General features: G+C 68.4%; 5 protein-coding genes. 2 read left to right on the top strand and 3 right to left on the bottom strand.

The genetic code is table 11. The annotated features are described in order from the left end of the window. From CM1CMNOD_RS00190 to CM1CMNOD_RS00180, 3 genes are all read right to left on the bottom strand, one after another. A partial coding sequence (locus tag CM1CMNOD_RS00190; protein WP_131773780.1) for a hypothetical protein occupies nt 1–787 on the bottom strand: 787 nt, incomplete at its 3' end. Nucleotides 788–1,013: 226 nt separating this feature from the next. Further along, entirely contained in the window at nt 1,014–1,910 is an 897-nt protein-coding gene (locus CM1CMNOD_RS00185; protein WP_013871648.1) for an ABC transporter permease, read from the bottom strand. Further along, nucleotides 1,907–2,713, bottom strand: coding sequence for an ABC transporter ATP-binding protein (locus CM1CMNOD_RS00180; protein ID WP_013871647.1), 807 nt, complete (start codon nt 2,711–2,713; stop codon nt 1,907–1,909). Before CM1CMNOD_RS00180 ends, CM1CMNOD_RS00185 begins: the two co-directional genes overlap by 4 nt. A 364-nt stretch (nt 2,714–3,077) precedes the next feature. Between CM1CMNOD_RS00180 and CM1CMNOD_RS00175 the strand changes: the two genes are divergently transcribed. Together CM1CMNOD_RS00175 and CM1CMNOD_RS00170 are read left to right on the top strand one after the other, a co-directional pair. Beyond that, nucleotides 3,078–3,896, top strand: coding sequence for an SAM-dependent methyltransferase (locus CM1CMNOD_RS00175; protein ID WP_050803641.1), 819 nt, complete (start codon nt 3,078–3,080; stop codon nt 3,894–3,896). Nucleotides 3,897–4,111: 215 nt separating this feature from the next. After that, a partial coding sequence (locus tag CM1CMNOD_RS00170) for a helix-turn-helix domain-containing protein (protein WP_043604295.1) occupies nt 4,112–4,908 on the top strand: 797 nt, incomplete at its 3' end.

Genomic DNA, 4,908 nt, shown 5'->3' with positions numbered 1-4,908 from the left:
AGTTGGTGGGGCCGGGGGCGGTGATGTAGTCGCGCTGCGCCTGTTGGAACAGCGGAACGAGCTTGGCCAGGCAGGCGCGGTTGGCCTCGAGCTTGTCCGCGCGGATGGCCAGGGCGGACTGGTAGATGGGGTAGGCATCGACGAGCAGGTATTTGACGGGCCTGTTCCAGGCCTGCACGTCGTGTTCGAGGTGGTAGACCTCGTTGGTGACGAAGCCCTGCTGGACGACCTTGCCGTCGGCGGCGACGAAGCGGTCCGGGCTGCCCTGGTACGAGGTGTCGACCTGCGACTGCTTCAGCAGCCCCTGGCGTACGAACAGGTCGATGTCGGCCGCGCCGGCGTAGGCGAGAACCTTCGCCCCGGACTGTCCGATCTCACCGATGTTGGTGAAGTTCCAGTCCGGGTTACCCCACAGGAAGACCTCGGGGTTGCGGTCGTAGGAGGAGAGCACCGCCACCGTCGGGATCTTGCCGGAGTTCTGGATCGCCTCGTCCGTGCCGACGTAACCGAGCAGGATCGCGTCATCCTGTGCCATCAACGCGGAAGGCTGCTGGTAGCCGGCGGCCGGACCCCCGGAGCGGATCTCCAGGCGGACACCGGTGGCGCCGAGCTGGCCAACCACCCGGTTGTGGTCCGCGTCGATCGTCGGGTTGGGTCCGAGTAGCTGGTAGGTGAACCCCTGGTCCGCTTCCGGCCACCAGCTCGTCTGCACGACGACGGTGTCCGGGCAGACGCCTTTGAGCGGGGTCGTGTACTGGGACGCGGCCGCCGGGCCGCCGCCTGCCATAGTGATGGGCCCAACGCTTGACCCGCCATCCGAGCTGGAGCAGGCCGCCATCGTCACCGCCACCGCGGCGGCGCCGATCCATGCAACCGCGTGGCGCCGGCGCGACGTTAATGCTCGCGTTGCTCTCCTTGATGCGTTCAGAAGGGACAGGGCTGAAGGTGAGTGAAGCTACGGCGGACGGGCCCGGGGCCGTGTCCGGCAGATGTTCGATCGCCACGGCCCAGGGTCACGACCTCCGCCCCGAGTCGTGCCAGTCCCCGACGACCAGGTGCGCAAGCAGCCCGAACACCCAGAACACCGCCAGACCGAACAGAGACGACACGATGATCGCGGCAAACAGTGGTGCCGACTCCAGCCCGCGCGTGTAGTCGTCGATGAGGCTGCCGATACCGGGTCGTCCTTCCCGGAAGAAGAAGTCACCGACGATCGCGCCGATCACCGACAGACCGGCGGAGATCCGCAGCCCGGTGAACACGGCCGGAAGAGCGCTCGGGATCTCGAGATGGACCAGCCGCGCCCACCGGCTCGCGCGACGCAACGTGAAAAGGTCGTGATGCGTGGCGTCCACTGACGACAGCCCGAACAGGGTGTTCGTGATGATGGGGAACAAGGCGATGAGGACGCACACAACAGTGCGTGACCAGAACCCGTATCCGAGCCAGAACCCGATCAGTGGAACGATCGCCAGGATCGGGATCGTCTGGAGCACCACCGCCCACGGGTAGAACGACCGCTCCACCCACCGCGCCTGGCTCATCAGCACCGCGAAGAGCATGCCGAGCGCGGCGGCGATGGCCAGGCCGACAAGCGCGACCTGCGCGGTCTCGCCCAGCCCGGTGAGGATCTCGTGGAAGGTCGGCCAGTCCCCGAACCCGTCAGTGACCACCTCGTGCGGCGGCGGGAGAAGAAAGCATCGACGCGGCGCGAGCGCAAGGTAGCTCACCGTGTACCAGACACCGACAACCACGGCGAGCACCGCCAGCGGCGGCACCGCCACCCGCACGGCCCGGCCCCAGCAGGAATGTGCGGATGCGTCTCGTGCCGGTCCCGCCGGTCCGGCCGGTCCCGCCGGCGGCACCGGGAAAGCGGGGGACGGGGGCCGCGGCCGCTTCACCGCGGTCACGCGAAGGACTCCCGCAACGCCTCGGACACGGTACGCGCCGTGCGGCCGAACGCCGCGTCGAACCGCAGCTCCACCTGCCGTGGGTAGTCGAACGGGACGTCGATCTCGGCCAGCACCCGTCCCGGACGGGTGGACAGGACCACCACCCTGCTGGCGAGCCAGACCGACTCCACGACCGAGTGCGTGACGAACAGGCCGGCGAACCGCTCCTGCCCATACAGCCGCAGCACCTCCTGCCCCAGCCGCTGCCGGGTTATCTCGTCGAGCGCGCCGAACGGCTCGTCGAACAGGAACAGCGACGGCCGGACGGTCAGCGCCCGCGCCAGCGACACCCGCATCCGCATGCCACCGGACAGCGCCCTGGGCCGGTGACGCTCGAAACCCGTGAGCCCGGCCAGCGAGATCGCCTCCGCGACGAGCCGGCGTCGCTCGGGCCTGGGAACACCGTCCAACTGGGCCAGCAGGCCGACGTTACCCTCCACGCTGCGCCACGGCAGCAGCGTCGGATCCTGGAAGACATAGCCGGGAACGGCCGTGCTCACGACTACCGTCCCATACGAGGGCTCGGTCAGGGCCGACGCGATCCGCAGCAGCGTGGACTTGCCCGACCCCGATGGCCCGACCACCGCTACGAACTCGCCCTCTCCCACCGTGAAAGAAATGTCACGCAAGGCTTCGGTCCCGTCCGGGAAAACCTTTCCCACCCCGGTAAAGGCCAGCGCGATCCCCGCTGGAGCGAGGGCCCCAGGATCGTGGCGAGCGACCGGCTGCCGGACGGCGGGTAGCTCGCTGTCGTCTGCCACGCCGGGTCCTTCCGACCAAGTCCTGCAAAGTGACCGACCGAACGGTCTCTGACCCGGATCGTAGCTCTGTGCGTCGAGCATCACGGTGGCATCGGCCGCCATGACCAGACGGCATTTTCTCCCTACGCTTTCGCGCCACGCCATCTTCGTTGCCCCATCCGGTCGCGCGATCGAACATCCGTCAGACGCGCCCTGGCAGGCACCGGCGCGCGGGCATACCTTTGTGCCGCTTCCATCCCATGTCCGCGAAGGAGACGCCCCAGTGGCAGAGGACACGTCGACTCCCGCCAGCCCCGACCCGGGTCCTCTTCCCGGCGGTCCCCCGGCGGACCCGACGAAGGTCTGGAACTTTCAGTCCGCCGCCATTACCGAAAACCAACCTGACTGGGGTGGCGATCTCGGATTCGACACCACGGTCGCCCACAACGCCCGAGTATGGAACTACTGGCTGGGCGGCCGGGACAACTTCCCCGCGGACCGCGAGGTCGGCGAACAGGTCCGGCAGATGTTCCCCGGCATTGTGGACGTGGCCCGAGCCGATCGGGCGTTTCTGGGCCGCGCCGTGCGTTACCTCGCCGGCGAGGCGGGGATTCGTCAGTTTCTCGACATCGGCACCGGACTGCCGACCGCGGACAACACCCACGAGGTCGCCCAGCGGATCGCCCCCGACAGCCGGATCGTCTACGTGGACAACGATCCGCTCGTGCTGGTGCACGCCCGTGCCCTGCTCGTGGGAACCCCCGAGGGCGCCACCGACTACATCGACGTGGACGTCCACGATCCCGGTTCGATTCTGCGGGCCGCGGCCGAGACCCTGGACTTCGCGAAACCAACCGCGATCATGTTTCTCGGCAGTCTGAACTTCATCCTCGACACCGACACGGCGGTCGCGGTGGTCGACCACCTGATCGACCACGTGCCATCCGGCAGCTACCTGGTGGTCGCGCACCCGACGCACGAACTCGGTGGCGAGGCCAACGCCGCGTCCATGCGCCACTGGAACGAACACGCCACCCCGCCGATCACCCCCCGCAGCCGCGACGAGGTCGCCCGTTTCTTCCACGGCCTGGAACTTCTGGAGCCCGGCATCGTGTCCTGTTCCCGATGGCGGCCCGATCCCGCCCCGGCTGGTGGCCTTCCTCCAGAGGTGCCCCAGTTCGGCGCTGTCGCGCGCAAGCTCTGAAGCGCTCGGTAGCACACGGCTCCAACGCGGCGCGACAGCCGCAGCACAGACCGCTCCCCGGGCCAACCGTCCTGGTCACGGCGTGATGATGTTCGTCGCCTCGGTCATCGACGTACGCTCGGAGTACGCTATCGTCCGGTCCCGGCGGGCGTGTCGCGACTGAGCCAGCGCGCAGCGGGTTTGTCCACGCCAAGCGCGGCTGCGGGGGTGCAGAGATGACCGACCTGCCGGGGGGCAGTCCCACCGCGCGCCGGATTCTGCTCGGCTCCCAGTTGCGCAAGCTGCGGGAGAACCGCGGGATCAGTCGGGAGGAAGCCGGCTACCACATCCGGGCCTCGGAATCGAAGATCAGCCGACTGGAGCTCGGACGGGTCAGCTTCAAGGAACGAGACGTCGCGGACCTGCTGACCTACTACGGCATCACCGCCGCCGCCGAGCGGGCTCCGCTGCTGGAACTGGTCCCGGAAGCCAACGCACCAGGATGGTGGCAGCCCTACGGTGACGTGCTGCCGAGCTGGTTCGCGCCATACATCGGCCTGGAGGAAGCGGCCACTCTCATCCGCAGCTACGAGGTCCAGTTCGTTCCCGGGCTGCTGCAGACCCCCGACTACGCCCGAGCGGTCATCGCGGCCGGCGGCCACCACCTGACACCCGACGTCGTGGAGCGGCGGGTCGCGGTCCGGACAAGTCGGCAGCGGTTGCTGTCGCGGCCGAACCCACCCCAACTCTGGGTCGTGCTCGACGAGGCAGCGTTATGGCGGTCGATCGGCGGACCGGCAGTGATGCATGCCCAGCTTGAGCATCTGGCCGCCATGTCCACCCGGCCGAACATCACGATCCAGATCATGCCGTTCATGCTCGGCGCCCACGTGGCCGAGTGCGGCGCGTTCACCATCCTTCGCTTTCCCGGGCCGGAGTCACCCGCGGCGGACCAGACCGACGTGGTGTACCTCGAGCAGCTCACCGGAGCCCTTTTCCTCGACAAGCCCCACGAGGTCGACCCGTACCTACT

Source organism: Protofrankia symbiont of Coriaria myrtifolia (genome assembly GCF_900634755.1).
Classification (GTDB): Bacteria; Actinomycetota; Actinomycetes; order Frankiales; family Frankiaceae; genus Protofrankia; species Protofrankia coriariae.
The sequence above is the reverse complement of the archived record's forward strand: the minus strand, read 5'-3'. Positions and strand labels throughout refer to the sequence as shown.